This is a genomic window from Synechococcus sp. RSCCF101, assembly GCF_008807075.1.
In the GTDB taxonomy this organism is placed as follows: Bacteria; Cyanobacteriota; Cyanobacteriia; order PCC-6307; family Cyanobiaceae; genus RSCCF101.
Genome location: NZ_CP035632.1, coordinates 2,377,473 through 2,394,635 on the forward strand (window position 1 = coordinate 2,377,473; position 17,163 = coordinate 2,394,635).

General features: G+C 66.6%; 3 protein-coding genes. All 3 read right to left on the minus strand.

What is annotated here, in order from left to right:
• Window positions 1-44: 44 nt before the first annotated feature.
• Window positions 45-13,388, minus strand: coding sequence for a hypothetical protein (locus tag EVJ50_RS11510; RefSeq protein ID WP_150884089.1), 13,344 nt, complete (start codon window positions 13,386-13,388; stop codon window positions 45-47).
• Between the two features lie 101 nt (window positions 13,389-13,489).
• Entirely contained in the window at window positions 13,490-15,322 is a 1,833-nt protein-coding gene (locus EVJ50_RS11515) for a diflavin flavoprotein (protein ID WP_150884090.1), read from the minus strand.
• Complete coding sequence (locus EVJ50_RS11520; protein WP_150884091.1) at window positions 15,322-17,112, minus strand: diflavin flavoprotein; 1,791 nt, start codon at window positions 17,110-17,112, stop codon at window positions 15,322-15,324. Before EVJ50_RS11520 ends, EVJ50_RS11515 begins: the two co-directional genes overlap by 1 nt.
• Between the last annotated feature and the right edge of the window lie 51 nt (window positions 17,113-17,163).

Consider the following 17,163-nt stretch of genomic DNA (forward strand, 5'->3'; position numbering starts at 1 on the left):
ACAGGCGTGGTGGCTCACCCTGTCTGCATCGGCATCAGGTGTGATCAGGGCGAGCCTGGTCCTGTAGAGCGAACGGACTGGATGACGGCATTGAGGAGCTGCTGGAGCACGTCAAAGGAGGGGACGGCGATGCGGAGGGAGCTGCTGTCCTCGGGGGTGTTGGTGTCGGAGTCGCCCGTGGTTTTGATGAGGCCGAGTTTTGCGGCGGCCTCGATGGCGGCGCGGCGTTCGGATTCGCTGTAGGTCTCGCTGGTTTCGGCGGGGGTGAGCACGAGCACATCGACGACGCTGTTGATGGCGGCGAGCCGTTCATCGATGCTGCCTGTGACGGACTGGATGTCACCGCTGAGGGAGGAGCCGTCCTGGAAGGAGGTGCGTGTGCGTGCGTTGAGGGACTGCTCGAGGGGATCGGCGTTGAGGAGTGCGTCCTGGCTGCGTCGTGTGATGTCGGAGGTGAGGGTGTCTGCGTCGGTGTCTGTGGCGGCATCGAGGGCGCCGGAGAGGACGTCACTGTCCTCGCTGTCGACCTGGAGAGCGGTGGATGTGGTGTCGGTGGTGGAGGTGAGGAGTGTGCCCGTGAGGAAGAGGTCGCTTTCCTCGAGGTTGAGATCGACCGGTGAGGGTTGCTGAGCGTCGTCGAGATCGCTGGTGAGCGGCTGGGGTGCCTCCTTGGGAGCGGCGGGATCGGTCTCCTGCTTGCGGAGGGGCTGCTGCTCGACCTGTGTGTTGACAACGACGTTGACGACGGGTGAGTCGAGGAGGATCTCGACGAGCTCGGGAGTCTCGAGCGGGTTCAGGGGATCGGGAGTGTCCGGAGTGTCCGGAGCGTCGGGCGGTGTGACGGCGGCCGGCGGAACGGGCGGGATGGGATCCGGTGCGGGTGCGGGTGATGGCGGTGTGGGAGTGCCGCCGCTGGGTGGGAGCGGTGGAGTGGGCGTGATGGGCGGTGCCGGATCGATCGGAGTGGGAGTGGGTGTTGGTGAGGGAGTCGGTGGAGTTGGGAGGGGAAGGATGGTGACGGTGGCGTCGTTGGAGAGGGTGCCGCCGGGTCCGACGGTGAAGCTGGGTGGCGGGGCGCCGGGTCCGAGCTCGAGAGTGGTGGCGGCATCGAGGCTGAGGCTGTTGGTGCCTGGTGAGCCGATGGCGAGGGAGCCGCCGTCGATGCCGAAGACGTTGAGGGTGGAGTTGCGGAGATCGATGGAGCTTCCGTCGATGCTGATGGTGCCGCCGAGGGCCGGCGGATCCGCGATGAGGGAACTGCCGTCGATCAGGACGCTGCTTGGGAAGGGAGCGTTGAGACCGATGGCGATGGTGCCGCCGTCGGTGATGGTGCCGGAGGTGTTGAGCTGAGTGTTGGAGAGGTTGATGGAGGGAGCATCGAGAACGATGACGCCGCCGGAGGCGGCACCACTGACATCGATGGAGGCGGTGTTGAGGTTGAGGGGTTGTGAGGGGCTCTCGAGGGCGACGACGGCGCCGGGCGAGAGGATCGAGGCGCCGCCGCTGAGTGTGAGGGGAGTGGTGGAGGCGGCGTTGGAGAGGGCGATGGTGGAGAAGCCGCTGATGGTGCCGCCCTGCTGGGAGAAGCCATCGGAGACGGCGAGTGTGCCGGTGCCGGTGAGGAGTGGTGAGCCGGTGGCGGCACCGGTGATGGAGAGGTTGCTGGCGGCGAGTCCGCCTGTGGCGAGGAGAGTGCCGCCGGTGAGGGAGAGATCACCGCTGAGGGAAGAGGAGCCGGCGACGGCGAGGCTGCCGCTGGCGATGGAGAGGGCGTTGTCTGTGGTGGAGAAGAGGCTGGCGATGGAGACGGAGAAGCCGGAGGTGGTGAGGGCGGTGGCGTTGCTGATCGAGGTGACCGCCGCGGTGCTGTTCAGGCTGGCTGCAGCGACGGGGTCAAAGAGGATGGAGGCACCGCCTGAGAGATCGAGGGCGACCTGATCGGAGCTGGTGGGCAGGAGATCGGTGTTCCAGTTCTGGGGATTGCTCCAGAAGTTGTCGTCACCGCCACCGTCCCAGCAGATGGTGCCGTTGCTGCAGCCGGGAGCGGAGGAGAAGAGGAGGGCGAGGGTCTGGGGGGTGCTGGAGGTGTTGACCTGGGAGGAGAAGTTTGTGGGGAGGGTTTCGGTTGAGAAGCTGCCGCTGAGGCCGCCGTCGCTGGAGAGAACGGTGATCTGATCACCGTTGCTGGGGCTGTAGGCGGGTGTGAGGGAGGCGGTGAGCTGTCCGGCGAGAGTCGCCTGACCGCTGACCTCGATGCGGTCGGAGGGGCTGGGGTCATCCCCGACGCCGCCGAGGTCGAGCAGGAGCTGGCCGGTGGGGGATTGATCGAGGTTGCCGTTGATGAAGAGGAAACCGATGGGCTCGTCATCCCCTGCCGGAGCGATGGTGCCCTGGTTGAGGAGGGTGTTGCCGTTGAGGTTGATGGTGCCGTTGCCGGTGATGAAGCTGGTGTTGGTGAAGCCATCGCGCACCTCGAGGGTGGCGCTGTTGTTCAGGTTGATCAGCCCGGCCTGGGTGAGCGTGGAGCCGGAGTTGACGATGACGGAGCCGCCATCGATGGAGAAGCTGCCCTGGTTGTCGAGGGCGATATCCCCTGTCAACCCGAAGCGGAAGCTGCCATCACCTGTTTTGGTGAGGGTGCCTTGGTTGGAGAAGGAGGCCTGTGGGGAGGAGGGACTGGTGATCACCTCATCGAAGAGGGAGTCCGAACCAGCGGCGGTGTTGAGGGTGAGTTGAGCGGTGTTGGCGTTGACGAAGGACCCGCCGAGGCTGGTGCGGAGTTGGGTGCCTGCGGCGATGGAGGAGGAGCCGGAGGCATTGGTGTGGGTGAGGGTGCGTCCGGTGAGGCCGGGCGTGCCGGAGATGGTCAGCGGTCCGCTGATGTTGAGAGCACCGGTGCCGTCGATGGTGCCGCCGCTCCAGGTTGTGCTGCCGGCGAGGGTGAGATCACCCGTGCCGGAGAGCAGGGGCGCGGTCTGGGTTGGCGGAGGAGCCTGGAGTGTGAGGGCACCGTTGAGCGTGGAGGCGGTGGGTCCGTCGATGGAGAGGCTGCCGCTGGCGAGAGTGAGGGAGTTGTCGGACGTGGAGAAGAGGCTGGCGATGGAGACCGAGGAGGAGGTGGCACCGGCCCCAATCGGGTCAAACAGAATCGAAGCGCCACCTGTGAGTTCCAGGGCGACCTGATCGGAGCTGGTGGGCAGCAGATCGGTGTTCCAGTTCTGAGGGTTGCTCCAGAAGTCGTCAGTGCCGCCGCCGTCCCAGCAGATGGTGCCGCTGCAGGTGGCGCCACCACCACCGGAGAAGTTGAGGCGCAGCCAGCCGGGGGTGGAGCTGTTGTCTATTTCCGTGGTGAAGCCGTCGGGGAGGTTGGTGGCCGAGAAGTCGCCTGTGATGCCCAGATTGCCCTGAAGGACGGACACCTGATCACCATCGGTCGGAGAGAACCCGTTGATCAGGGTGGAATCAAGTGAGCCATCCAGTGTGGTGCTGCCGGTGACAACGAGCCTGTCCGAACCGTTGCCGAAGCCGGCGCCCCCGATGTCCAGCTCAAGCCCCCCCTCACTACCTTGGATCAGGTCGCCGCTGATGGTGATGGCGCCTGCAGTGCCGACACCACCCGGTGAGAGGTTTCCTTGGTTGGTGAGGGTGCCGGTGCCCAGCGCAATGACGCCGTCGCCACTGATCAGTCCGTCATTGGTGAAGGTTGTGTCCTCAAATCTCAGATTCACTCCGCTGGCCAGATCGATGGAGCCGGTCTGAGCGAACTGGCCGTTGCCTGCGATCACAACGATGCCCCCTTCAATCGCGAAGGAGCCGCTGTTGTTCAGGTTGAACGTGAAGATTCCATCGGGACCGAACTCCAGAGTCGAAGGTCCGCCCTTCGTTAGCGTGCCCCTGTTCTCGAAGGTGTACACGCCTCCGGTGACGATGTTCTGCGTCACCCGCGTGACCTCGCCGGCCTGCACAGGAGCGTTCAGCACCGCGCCGCTGTCGTTGATGAAGGCGGCACCGTTGTCGAGCGTGAGTTGTGTCCCTGACGCCAGGCTGGATGTGCCGGAGCCATTGGTGTGGGAGAGGCTGCGCCCATCGAGTCTCGGCGTACCGGAGACGGTGAGAGGCCCGCTGATGGTGAGCGCGCCGGTGCCATCGATGGTGCCGCCGCTCCAGACGGTCGTGCCGGCGAGCGTGAGATCACCCATGCCCGACAGGAGTGGTGCGGTCTGGGTGGCCGGGGGTGCCTGGAGTGTGAGGGCACCGTTGAGGGTGGAGGAAGCAGGTCCGTCGATGGTGAGGGTGCCGCTGGCGATCGTGAGCGTGTTGTCTGCGCTGGAGAAGAGGCTGGCGATGGAGACGGAGGTGCTGGCGGCCCCGGCGCCAACGGGATCGAAGAGAATGGAGGCACCGCCGCTGAGTTCAAGGGCAACCTGATCGGCGCTGGTGGGCAGCAGATCGGTGTCCCAGTTCTGTGGATTGCTCCAGAAGTTGTCAGTGCCGCCCCCGTCCCAGCAGATCGTGCCGCTGCAGACATCGCCGCCACCAGCGAACACCAGGCTGAGGGTGGAGGGCGAAGAGCCGTTGTCGATCTGGCTGCTGAAGCCGGTGGGGATGGATTCGGTTAGATCCGTGGTGATGGAGCCGGGCGGGGTTGAGGTGCCACTTCTCAGCACAACGATCTGATCGCCGTCGGCCGGGGTGTAGCCGTTGATCAGGCTCGCGTTGAGGTTGCCGAGGAGGAAGGCTGTCCCGCCCACCTCGAGTCCATCGGATTCCCCAGTGCCGGTGCCTCCCAACTCGATCTGGAGAGTACCTGCGGGACCCTGTTGCAGATCGCCGTTGATGGTGAGGGTGCCGGCGCTGCCGGTGCCGCCCGGTGCGATCACACCGTTGTTGGTGAGCGTGTTGAAGATGACCTCTACCGTGCCGTCACCCTGGATGGTGCCGGCGTTGGTGAGATCGCCGCTGACGCTGAGGGTGGTTCCGGTGTCGAGGTTGATCAGCCCCGACTGAGTGAACTCGCTGCCATCGACTCGGATGGTTCCCGCATCAATGGATGTGGTGCCGGCATTGGTGACAGCGAGGGCGGTGTTCGAACTGATCTCAAGAGTGCCAGCCCCCGTTTTGGTGAGTGTGCCGTCATTGATGAAGCTGCCGGCCGCCAGTGGTCCCGTCCCGAAGCTTTCGATCGAGGTGGTGGTGCCGGCGTTGGCAAGAACCGAGAGGGACGCGCCGGAGGCATTGCTGAAGCTGGCACCGTTGCCGACCTGGAATGTGGTTCCCGAGGCGATTCCGGAGATGCCGCTGGCGTTGGTGTGAATGAGCGAGCCACCGCTGAGGTCCGGGTTGCCGGAGATGGAGAGAGCACCCGACACGGTGAGTGGTCCGGCGGAGGGAGCACTGCCGTCGATAGTGCCGCCCGACCAGTTCAGCGGCCCTCGCAGTTCAAGGCTGCCGCCGGTGAGGTTGAGGCTGCCGCCGCTGATGGCCACGGCGCTGTCGATGGTTGATGCGCCACCACTGGTCAGGCTGCCGCCGCTGAGGCTGAGCTGGCCGGCCCCCCCGATGGAGCTGGTCGCGGAAAGGGCCTGGGCGCCACCCGCGATGTCCAGGCTGGCCCCGTTGCTGATGGTGAAACTCCCAGGGTGGCTGCCGCCCGTGCCTGCGAGCAGGACGCTTCCCTCGCCGATGGCGGTGGCTCCCTGGTTGTTGAAGGTGAAGGCGGTGCTGCCGCCGATCGAGACACTGCCGCTGCCGGATTTGGTCAGCGTTCCGGCGTTGGAGAACGTCCCGGCGGCAGGGGCTCCCGACCCGAAGCTCTGGATGCTGGTGGTGGCGGTACCCGACACCGGCAGCGTCAGGCTGGCTCCACTGGCGTTGATCAGGCTGGCTCCATTGCCGACTGTGAGCGTGGATCCGGAGGCAACGGTGGAGGCGCCGGAGCTGTTGGTGTGGGTGAGGGTGATGCCATCGAGGCTGGGGGTGCCCGAGATGGAGAGGGGGCCGGACATGGTGAAGGAGCCGCCACCTCCGAAGTAGCCGGAACCCTGGGCGATCGTGCCGTCACTCCAGTCCACCGGCCCGGCCAGTTCCGTGTCGCCTGAGCTGGCCAGGCTGCCGCCACTGATGGTCACGGCGCCGTTGAAGGTGGAGTTCTCCCCGATCGAGAGGGCCCCGCTGCTGATGGTGAGGCTGTTGTCACCAGTGGAGAACAGGGAGGTGATGGTGACCGAGCTGCTGGCTGCGCCGGCTGCCGTGGGATCGAAGAGCACGGAGGCGCCACCGGTGAGCTCGAGGGCCACCCGGTCGCTCTGACCGGGGAGCAGATCGGTGCTCCAGTTCTCCTCTGTGCTCCAGAAGTTGTCGGCCCCGCCGCCGTCCCAGCAGATGTCCACGCTGCAGGGCGCAGCCGCGGAGAACAGCAGGTCGAAGGTGGAGGGTGTGGGCGTGTTGTCCGTCTGGGCGGAGAAGCCGTCAGGCACGTTCAGCGCACTGAAGCTGCCGCTGATGGCGCCCGTGCTTTGCAGCAGGGTGATCTGGTCAGCGTCGCTGGGCACGTAGCTATTGATCAAAGAGGAGTCGAGCGAGCCGTCGAGGCCTGTCGTGCCGCTGATGTCGATCCGGTCCGACTGACCGAGACCCGTGCCACCGAGATCCAGCGCCAGGGATCCTTCTGCCGCCTGCTGCAGGTTGCCGCTGATGGTCAGGGTGCCGGCTGTTCCGGTTCCACCCGGAGCGAGGGTGCCCTCATTGGTGAGGGTGCCCGTGCCACCGAGATCGATGGTTCCCAGGCCGCTGATGGTGCCGTTGTTGGTGAAGCTGGTGGAGGCGGAAAGAGTGGTGCCGGTAGCCAGGTCAACGGTGCCGGCCTGGGTGAAGGTGCTGCCTGCAGCGAATGTGCCCTCCAACAGGTTGATCGTGCCCTGGTTGTTCAGGGCCACAGCACCGAAGACGCTGAGCGTGCCTGTACCTGATTTGTTGAGGGTGCCGTTGTTGGTGAAGGTGCTTGCTGTGCCTGCGTCGATGTCGAGGAAGGAGGTGGCGGTGCCTGAGACGGGGAAGGAGAAGACAGCGCCTGTGTCGTTGATGAAGGAGGCGTTGTTGTTGAGGTTGAGCTGAGAGCCCGAGGCGAGGCTGGAGGTGCCAGAGGCGTTGGTGTGTGTGACGGTGCGGGCGTCGATGGACGGTGCGCTGGTGGAGATGGCGAGCGGACCGGCGAAGGTGACGTTGCCCGTGCCGGCGATGGTGCCTCCGGAGAAGGTGGAGGAGCCGCTGAAGGCGATGTCAGTGGAGCCGGTGAGTGTGCCGCCGGAGAGGGAGAGGGATGCGGCGTTGACGGAATTGGAGGTGTTGACGGCGAGCGTGCCGCTGCTGACGTCGATGGAGAGGGTGCCTGCCGGCTCGAAGGAGAAGGGATCGGCGAGGGTGAGGGAGGCGGAGCCAGCGGAGGTGCCGAGGGTGCCGGAGCCGGTGGCGGAGCCGGAGAAGGTGTGGTTGCCGTTGACGGCGGTGAGGGAGGCGCCGGAGGCGATGGCGAAGGAGCCTGTGCTGGTGCCGCCGCCGCTGCCGTTGAGGCGGAGGGTGCCTTCTGTGATGGAGACGGAGCCGTTGTTGTTGAAGGCGACGCCGCCGAAGGTTTCGAGCGTGCCTGTACCTGATTTGTTGAGGGTGCCGTTGTTGGTGAAGGTGCTTGCTGTGCCTGCGTCGATGTCGAGGAAGGAGGTGGCGGTGCCTGAGACGGGGAAGGAGAAGACAGCGCCTGTGTCGTTGATGAAGGAGGCGTTGTTGTTGAGGTTGAGCTGAGAGCCCGAGGCGAGGCTGGAGGTGCCAGAGGCGTTGGTGTGTGTGACGGTGCGGGCGTCGATGGACGGTGCGCTGGTGGAGATGGCGAGCGGACCGGCGAAGGTGACGTTGCCCGTGCCGGCGATGGTGCCTCCGGAGAAGGTGGAGGAGCCGCTGAAGGCGATGTCAGTGGAGCCGGTGAGTGTGCCGCCGGAGAGGGAGAGGGATGCGGCGTTGACGGGATTGGAGGTGTTGACGGCGAGCGTGCCGCTGCTGACGTCGATGGAGAGGGTGCCTGCCGGCTCGAAGGAGAAGGGATCGGCGAGGGTGAGGGAGGCGGAGCCAGCGGAGGTGCCGAGGGTGCCGGAGCCGGTGGCGGAGCCGGAGAAGGTGTGGTTGCCGTTGACGGCGGTGAGGGAGGCGCCGGAGGCGATGGCGAAGGAGCCTGTGCTGGTGCCGCCGCCGCTGCCGTTGAGGCGGAGGGTGCCTTCTGTGATGGAGACGGAGCCGTTGTTGTTGAAGGCGACGCCGCCGAAGGTTTCGAGCGTGCCTGTACCTGATTTGTTGAGGGTGCCGTTGTTGGTGAAGGTGCTTGCTGTGCCTGCGTCGATGTCGAGGAAGGAGGTGGCGGTGCCTGAGACGGGGAAGGAGAAGACAGCGCCTGTGTCGTTGATGAAGGAGGCGTTGTTGTTGAGGTTGAGCTGAGAGCCCGAGGCGAGGCTGGAGGTGCCAGAGGCGTTGGTGTGGGTCAGGCTGCTGCTATCAACCGTGACAGTGCTCAGGATCGCGAGAGGACCGTTGACTGTGAAGCCGCCTGTCCCTGACACGGTGCCGCCGCTCCAGGTGAGTCCGCCGGTGATTGATGTGGCCCCACTGTTGGTGAGGGTTCCAGCGCTGAGCGCAACATCGGTGGTGAGGGAGGGAACCGTCGCGGTGTTCAGCGTGCCTCCGCTGATGGCGACCGTTCCTTCACCACCGATCGTGCTTGAGGGGGCAAGGGTCAGGACGCTGCTGGGCAGGCCCAGTGTGGTGCCGGAGGTGAGGTTGAAGGCTCCGGTGCTGGTTCCATCGCTGCCGCCCAGATTGACGGTGCCTGCGGTGATGTTGAAGGTGCCGTCGTTGCTGAAGACGAGATCACCAGTGAAGACACCGGAGGCGACTTCCAGGGTGCCGGCACCGGTTTTGGTGAGGGTGCCGAGGTTGGTGAAGCTGCCCGTGGCGCCGTTGTCGTGATCCAGAGCAGCGGTGCTGCTCGCCGCCGCATCAATGGTGAAGCTGGCAGCGGCATCGTTGATGAAGCTGCCGCCGTTGTCGATGTTGAGCTGACCCCCGGACACCAGGGAGGAGGTGCCTGACGCGTTGGTGTGGGTGAGGGTGCGTCCGTCGAGGAACGTGGTGCCCGAGATCGTCAGGGGTCCTGACGCGGTGAGTCCACCTGATCCTGAAATCGTGCCGCCGCTCCAGTTGATCTCTCCGGACAGGGTTGTGGGCGCTGTGCTGGTGAGCGTTCCTGAGCTGAGGGAGACGTTGGTGGCGATGGTGGGCGCATCGGCCGTGTTCAGCGTGCCTCCGCTAATGGCGACCGTTCCTTCACCACCGATCGTGCTGGAGGAGGCGAGAGTGAGGGTGCTGCTGGGCAGGCCGAGTGTGGCTCCGGAGGTGAGGTTGAAGGCTCCGGTGCTGCTTCCATCGCTGCCGCCGAGATTGACGGTGCCTGCGGTGATGTTGAAGGTGCCAGCGTTACTGAAGACGAGGTCGCCAGTGAAGACACCGGAGGCGACTTCCAGGGTGCCGGCACCGGTTTTGGTGAGGGTGCCGAGGTTGGTGAAGGTGCCCGTGGCACCATTGTCGTGATCCAGAGCAGCGGTGCTGCTCGTCGCCGCATCAATGGCGAAGCTGGCTCCGGTGTTGTTGAGGAAGGTGCCGCCGTCGTCGATGTCCAATTGGCCGCCCGAGGCGAGCACAGACCCCGGCCCAGCATTGGCGTGAGTCAGCGTTCGGCCCGAGAGGGTGGGGTTGCCGGAAATCAGCAGCGATCCTCCGGCGCCGAAATAGCCGGACCCAGAGAGGATGCCGCCGGACCAGTCGGTGGTGCCCGAAACGAAAATACCTCCCGTTCCCGTAAGTGTTCCATCAGAGATGGTGACGCCTCCGCTGGGGGCCAGTGGGCTCGAGGTGTTGGCATTCAGGGTGCCGCCGCTCACCGAAAGTCCGATGGTGCTGCCGCCATCAAGTGAGAAGCCGGTGTCCAGTGTCAGCGTGCCGCCTGATGTCCCCAGCGTGCCGTTGCCTGAAGCGGAACCCGACAGAACGTGCGAGCCGGCGCTGATGTTCAATTCTGTCCCAGGGGAGAGATTGAACGTGCCGGAGCTTGTTCCGCCGCTCCCTCCCAGGTTGACGGTCCCTCCGTTGATGTTGAATACGCCGGAATTGGTGAAAGCGAGGTCGCCGGTGAAGAGTCCCGACGCCACCTCCATTGTGCCCGCGCCCGTTTTGTTCAGGATTCCAAGATTGTTGAAGCTCCCTGTGATGCCGCTGTCGTGGTCCAAGACGACAGAGTTGCCGGTTGTGGCATTGAATGCGAGGCTGGCGCCAGCTGCATTGAGGAAGGTGGCGCCGTTGTTGATGTCCAGCTGAGCGCCGGAGGAGAACACCGATGTGCCGCCAGCGTTGGTGTGGGTGAGGGTACGTCCATCCAGAGCTGGATTGCCGGAGATGGAGATCGGTCCCGACACGGTGAGATTGCCTGTTCCCGTGATGGTTCCACCGCTCCAGGTGTTGTTGCCCGAGAGGGTGATGTCTCCGCTGCCCGTCAGCGTTCCACCGGACATGGAGAAGCCGTTGAGGTCGTTGTAGGCGCCGTCGACCGTCAGCGATGTGGTGGCGAGAGACGTGGTTCCGGTTTGGAAGGTGGTGTTGCTGGCCACGACAGCCGCGCCGTTGATGACGGTTGGCCCATCTGTTGCCGGATCTCCAGTCAGTGCTTTGGCTGTACCGCCCATGAGATCCAGGGTGCCGCTGGACCACTGGAAGGTCTCTCCGCCTGAGCTGTTGTCAGCATCGACGATGAACTCCACATTGAGTGGATTGGTGGTTGAGGTGATGTCGGCAGCCAGCTGAATGTTGCCGTCCGCGAAGAAAACCAGCGTGGCGCCTGCGGAGCCTGCCGTGGTGCTGATCGGCGCGAGGATGCGGATGTTGCCGGCGGGTGTGGACGGGGCGCCCTGAGTGTCCACGGTCACCGTGCCACCCAGATCTAGAGCTGCGTTCAGGGTGCCGACGCTGAGTTGGCTGTTGGTCGTGCCGGGACCATTCCCGAAGTACGTTGGGCCCGTGACGGGTGTGATGAATGAGTCGGTTGTCCCGGCGACGATGTCGATGTTGTAGGGATCAATGAGCCACGTGCCTGCGTTGCCGTTGGTTGCGGAGATATCCGGAGCCTGGGTGACGGAGAGGAAGCCGGCGGAGGTTTCAATGAAGCCGCCGTCACCGGAGTCGGTCCCGCCTGTGGCGGAGAGCTGCGCATCGATGGAGGCGACGTCTGAGGCATAGAGGATCAGCTCACCGCCATCGCCAGCGGTTGTGGCCTCAACGCTGATGGTGGTGTCGGCACCGGCCGTGAGGGTGGAGGCATTGCGGATGGAGGTGTCCTCACCGCGCCGTCCGCCACCGATCCGAACGGTGCCGCCTGCGGCGGTGCCACTGGCATCGATGGAGCTGGCGGCCAGGGCGATGGCGTCTGCTTCCAGGAGGATCGAGCCGCCGCGGGCCTGGGACCCTGAGCCGTTGGCGGTGAGGGTGGCGCCGGTGAGGGTGAGGGTGTCTGCGGCCTGGAGCGTGATGGCCCCGCCGGCCGGTTCTGCTGCATCCGCTGTTGTTGCCGGTTCGGGTTCGTCTGCCGGTTCCGCAGCGGCCGGGATGTCTGGTGTCGTTGCCTCGGCGCTGCCGCCGGCCTGTGAGACGAGCGTCGTGCTGCTCTCTGTTGCTGGAGCCGTGGGCTCAGGGCTGAGGCTGGTTTGAGTGGATGTGTTGTCTTCCTGCTGGAGCAGCGGATCTGGCGAAGCGGGATCGGTGGCCTCTCCGATGGCCTGATCCATCTGTGTTGCCAGACCGGTGCTCTGCAGCGAGGGGCTCCATGTGCTGGCGGAGGAGGAGTCGGTGGCGATCTGTCCGCTGTCCGTGCTGCCGGAGGCATCCAGGCTGCCGCCGGTGATGGCGATGTCGGCCCCGCTGATGCGGATCGTGCCGCCCGGCGCTGGGGCGTCTGCGGTGTCCGGTGCGGCCGGGGCCGCGTCGTTGCGAGCCGAGCCGTCCGTTTCGGTGCTGCTGCCGGGGAGACTGCCGGAAGGGTCAGGGTCAGGGTCTGTGGCTGCGCTGGCCTCGGCGGTGGACGGTTGGGTGTCCAGCTGTGGAGTGTCCTGTGGCTCGGGCTCGGGCTCGGGCTTGGGCTCGGGCTCGCCTGTGCTCACCGTTGTGGAGGCGTCGGGTTCATCGGCGCCGGGGGCGGTCTCGGTCTCTGCTGTTGATGGGGTGGTCTGGCTCGACTCTGTGGATCTGCCGTTGTCCTCTGCGGCCGTTGCGGTCGCAGAGGCATCGGTGCTCTCTGCCGTGGTGTCGGCGTCGGCGGTCTGTGTGGTGTCGTCTCCGCCTGCTCCGCCGGGGAGGGGGAGGGAGCCATCCCCCCCGATGGCGGTCAGATCGGAATCGCTGAGGTTGACGCTGCCCGTGGCGGCGATGGAGATGGAGCCGCCGGCGGTGGCGCCACTGGCGTTGATGGAGCTGGAGGCGATGACGATGTCAGCCGCATCGATCGACACCGATCCACCGCTGCCGATGTCATTGCTGACATCGAGGCTGGAGGACTCGAGCGAGACGGAGCGTCCGGCCAGGGCGATCGTTCCGCCGTCTGCGGAGAGGCTGCTGGCGTTAAGGAGGAGATGACCGCCCTGTGAATCGAGGAGGAGGGAGTGATCAACGGTGAGCAGGCCATCGTCGATGGTCAGGTCTCCGTTGGCCGAGAGGCCGATGGCGGAAAGGCTGGCGGGATCGGTGCTCAGGCCAGGTGAGCCTGGGATGGGGATGCCGCGGAGACCGGCGACCTGTGAGGCGGTGCTGCCGTAGACGTCAAAGAAACCGGAGCCGACGGCGAGTGTGGTGGCGGTGCTGAGCTGGAGTGTGGCGACGTTGGTGAAGCCGCCACCGGCGGTGAGGGAGATGCCGCCGGGAGAGAGCCAGAAGAGATTGCCCTTGCTGGAGAGGGCGACCATCTTGTTGATGAAGCTGCCGGCGGGATCGATGACGCCGACGATGACGTTGGAGAAGGAATCGTTGTTGATCGAGGCACCGCTGATGGAGCCGCGTGTATCGAATTTTTCGAAGCGGTGAAAGAGGTTGCTGCCGGCGCCGGTGCCACCGGTGATGGAGCAGTGACCGGCGGTGCAGGAGCCGTTGCGGATGCCGTTGATGACCGAGCCGAGACTCTGGAGGCCGGAGGCCCCCTTGATCTCACCGGCCCGGGCGACACCGCTGCCGAGGCTGGCGGCCAGCAGCAGCGGGGCCAGACCGACGGGAATGGCCAGGCGCTGCAGGGTCTGCCGGCTGGCCAGAGTCATCGCTGCAGCCCCTGCTCAGGGGAGCGTCACATTCGCTCAGGGTATGTGCGTCCAGCTGAAGCGACTGTGACGGCCGCGTCTTCTTCGCTCGGGCGATCGCCTCAGTAATTCGCCCCGCTGCGCCGCTGGTGCACGGCCGTGGTGCCCTCACCATCGAGCACCTTGCCCTGGCTGGCCTGGGCGTAGATCAGCCAGTGATCGCCGCATTCCATTCGCTGCTGCACGGTGGCTTCCAGCCAGGCCAGGGCTTCGGGGAGCACCGGCTGGCCGTTGGCCGTGCTCTCCAGCTCCAGGCCGGCGAAGCGATCGGCGCCGGGGGGGAAGGGTTTGAGGAAACGACGCATCGTGCCCGATTCCCGGCCGGCCGCCAGCAGGTTGAGGGCGAAGCGGTCGCCCACGTGCAGCAGGGCCTCCACCGCTCGCTCCCGGGCCACGGCCACGGTGAAGCCCGGCGGGGTGAAGCTGGCCTGGCTCACCCAGCTGGCCACCATCGCGCCGCTCAGGGCCTGATCGCCCTCGCCCTTGCGGGCCGTGAGCACGGAGAGGGAGCCCACCACCCGGCCCAGGGCCTGCATCGCCGGGTCGCTGCTCACCTCCTGCAGGCCGCCGCCGCCGCGCCGCTGCTGGCTGAGGTTGCGCCGGCGCTGCTCGGCCCGCAGCTGGCGGGCCAGGCCGGTGCCGGTTTCCTCGATCGTCTTGATCGCCGGTGCATCGGGGCTGAACTTGATCCGGATCGGGTCGAAGGCGAAGCGGAAGCCGCCATCGCGCAGCTTGCTCTCCAGCAGATCGATCGCCTCGCCGCTCCAGCCGAAGCTGCCGAACACGCCCACCGGCTTGGCTCGGTCGCCTTCGGCCAGCACGGTGCCCAGCGCCGCCACGATCGGCGTGGGGGCATGGCCCCCCAGCGTCGGTGAACCGATCAGCAGGGCGTCGCACTGGCGGATCGCACCGAGCAGCTGCTCGGCCGGGCTGAACTCGCAGTTGATGCTCTCCACCCGCACCCCCGCGCGGGACACGCCCTGGGCCAGGGCATCGGCGATCGCGGCCGTGTTGCCATAGGCGCTGGCGAAGAGCAGCGCCACCGAGAGCTGAGAGCGCTCCTGGCTCTCCCCCCAGCGCCGGTAATCGGCCATCAGGCTGCGCCAGCCCTCGCTGATCGCCGGGCCATGGCCGGGGGCGATGGTGCGGATGTCGAGCTCCTCGAGCCGCTCCACCACCGCTTCCACCTGGCGGGCCATCGGCGCCATCAGGCAGTCGTAGAAATAGCGGCGATCCTCCTCGTGCAGGCCCGGGCTGCGCTCCTCGAAGCGTTCGGCGGCCACATGGGCGGCGAAGAACTTGTCGCTCATCAGCAGGCCGCTGCTCTCCTCAACGGCCACCAGCCCGCCCGGCCAGCGCGGTGTGGGCACCGGCAGCAGTGTCAGGCGGTGCCCCGAGGCCAGATCGCGGCTCGCGTCCTGCTTCACCACATCGATTGGCGGGAGTGGCGGCAGCTCAGGCGCCTCTGCCGCTTCCTGACCGGGAGGCGCCGGCCGGCGCAGCGACCAGAGCTCCTGCAGCAGGCGGGCGCCGGCATTGGAGGCCACCAGCATCAGGCCGGGCCAGCCGCGGGCCAGCTCCTGCAGCAGCGCCACCCGGTTGGGATTCACGTGGCCCACCACCACCTTGAGGGCCGCATCGGCCGGCACGCGCCGGCGCAGTTCCTCCAGGAAGGGCCCGGCGAAGGAGGCGCCGGGCGGATGCACCAGCACCGGCGGCATCGGCTGGCCCGCGTCGGTCACGCCGGCTTCGAACAGCACGGCATTGGCGGTGGTGCCCCGCTCCAGGCCGTACTCCACCTCGAAGCGCAACCGCTTCGGGCTCAGCCCCCGCAGGCAGACCATGCCCGCATCGATCGGCAGCGCGATGACGCTGCGGTCGCCGCCGCTGCTCATCAGTAGTGGTTGCCCACCTTGCGGTGGTGCACGGCGGTGCTGGCCTGGGTGTCGGCCACATTGCCCCGCTCCACCACCGCATAGATGATCCAGTGGTCCGGCCCCTCCATCCGCTGGGCCACGCGGCAGTCGAGATAGGCCAGGGCCTCGCTCAGCACCGGCCCGCCCGCGGCCACGCCTTCGAGCAGGTTCACACCCGCGAAGCGGTCGGCACCCGGCGGGAAGCGGCGCAGGAAGTGACGCAGCAGGGCCTGGTGGTTGTCCTGCCGCAGCACGTTGAGCACGAAGCGATCGCCCACCTGCATCAGGGCCTCGATCGCACGGTCCCGCGCCACGGCCACCGTGAGCCCCGGTGGATCGAAGCTGGCCTGGCTCACCCAGCTGGCCACCATGGCGCCGCTGCGCTGCACCCCGGCCTCCTCCTGGCGGGCGGTCACCACGTAGAGGCCGCCGCTGATGCGGCCCAGGGCCTTGTCGAGATCGCCGTCGAGGCTTTTCATCGCCGCGATCGTGCGGGCCTTGGTGAGCACCTGGCCCAGGTCGGTGCCGGCCTCCTCGAAGCGCAGGTAGTCGTCCCCCTGGGGGATGGTCTTCACCCGCAGCGGATCGAAGGCTTTGCGCAGGCCCAGGCCCTGCAGCTGGGTGCTGAGGGCGTCGATCGGTTCATCGTTGCCGCCGAAGGCGTCGTAGACGCCGGCCAGCTGCTTGCTCTTCAGGGCCGCCAGCAGGGTGCCGATGGCGGTCTGCAGCTCGGCGTCCGGCTCGGCCGGCCAGGTGGGCACCACCACCGCCTTCGCCTCCGACACCAGCGCCGTGAGCTCCTGCGGATCGGTGGCACGCAGATCCACCAGCTGCACCTGGGCCTCGGCCTTGCCGATGCCGTGGGCGATGGCCTGGCTGAGCCGGTCGCAGTAGCCGTACTGGCTCACGTAGCAGACGGCCGCGTAGCTCTCGCCCTTGCTGCGCTGGCTGCTCCAGCTGCGGTAATCGCCGATCCAGCTGCTCAGGTGATGGCGCAGCAGCGGGCCGTGGCCGGTGGCGATCGTGCTGATCTCCGGCAGGCTCTCCATCCGCTTCAGGGCCTGCAGCACGCTGCGGGCGTTGGGGCCCATCAGGCAGTCGTAATAGAAGCGGTAGTCCGGCGCGATGGCGCCGGGATCCACATCGAAGGTGTCCTCCGAGCAGTAGTGCAGGCCGAAGGCATCGCAGGTGTAGAGGATGCCGGTGCCGTGGTCGAAGGAGAAGATCGTGTCCGGCCAGTGCAGGTTGGGCGCACTGAGGAAGGCGAAGCGGTGCTGGATGCCGCTGTCGGGGTTGGTGCCCAGGTCGAGCTCCTCACCCGATTTCACCGCCCGGCTGCGGAAGGGCCGGTGCACCTGGTTCTCGAGGAACTGGATCGCCACCTTCGATCCCACGATCTCGATCTCCGGGTTGAGATCGATCAGGTCGCCGATCAGGCCCGAGTGGTCGGGTTCGGTGTGGCTCACGATCAGGTGATCGATCGCCTTCGGATCGATCTGGCCGGTGAGCAGGGGGATCCAGGTGTCGCGGAACTTGGCGTGGCTGCTGTCGATCAGGGCCGTGCGCTCGCCCCGCACCAGGAAGGCGTTGTAGGTGGTGCCGTTGCGCAGGCCGAACTCGATGTCGAAGCGGCTGCGGTCCCAGTCGAGCGAGCGGATCGTGGTGGTATCCGCCGCGATGGTCTCCAGCTGCAGGCTCAGGCGGGGCGCGGCGGCGGCCGCAGCAGCGTCGGCGGAAGCGGTGCTCCCGGCGGTGGGCGCGGCAACCATGGTCTCCAGCCTCATCAGGGGAGCACGACTGTAAGAACCTGGGCTGGAACT

Coding starts and splice junctions, on each gene's coding strand:
- EVJ50_RS11515 (WP_150884090.1), bottom strand. CDS start 15,322: ATGAGCAGCGGCGGCGACCGCAGCGTCATCGCGCTGCCGATCGATGCG.
- EVJ50_RS11510 (WP_150884089.1), bottom strand. CDS start 13,388: ATGACTCTGGCCAGCCGGCAGACCCTGCAGCGCCTGGCCATTCCCGTC.
- EVJ50_RS11520 (WP_150884091.1), bottom strand. CDS start 17,112: ATGGTTGCCGCGCCCACCGCCGGGAGCACCGCTTCCGCCGACGCTGCT.